At 41.7% G+C, this 619-nt stretch carries 1 protein-coding gene; it reads left to right on the top strand.

The window, feature by feature from the left end; genetic code table 11:
• A partial coding sequence (locus R7Q48_RS28655) for a hypothetical protein (protein WP_318133727.1) occupies positions 1-300 on the top strand: 300 nt, incomplete at its 5' end.
• Between the last annotated feature and the right edge of the window lie 319 nt (positions 301-619).

Genomic DNA, 619 nt, shown 5'->3' with positions numbered 1-619 from the left:
TTATCCGCTTGTAGTAATCAACAAGCGTCGCAAATGGGCATGCGTAGCAGCAGTGTGAACATGTACGCTCAACAAATGAGCAATACTCAACTGTGTGAGACGCTGTATTACAATCGCTCAACGAACCAAACCAAAGTCGCGATTGGTGCAGAATTCAACCGCCGTGGACTCAATAAAAAATGGTGCGATAACGAATTGAATAAGTGGTATTTGGAGAAGTTTGTCGATAGCGTACTACCAAAGAAAAAGCCAGCACCGCGCAAACCGATGGCAACCATTCAGCCGGCCTCCACCAAATAGTAACTGTAGTAGCTATCACCTCTCTCTAGCTAACAGATGAGATAGAAAGCAGAAAGTCCTTACCAACTTTCTGCTTTTTTACATCTAACAATGATCAAGATCAGCCAAAACCTTCCTTTACTTCAGTGAGTTAACATCAATTTACGCAGTCCGTCGAAAAAACAACGTAAACAATTTGTAAACAGTTTGCGTCCTCATTCTTTGCCGCTAGTTTTATTCATTCCTGTTTAAAGGAGTATCGAACAGGGACAAAAATTCCAAACAAAGACATGAGGTCACAAATGGAAACACGCTTTAATCGCCTATTTGCCGCAATGTT

Source organism: Vibrio sp. 378 (assembly GCF_033339435.1).
The sequence above is the reverse complement of the archived record's forward strand: the minus strand, read 5'-3'. Positions and strand labels throughout refer to the sequence as shown.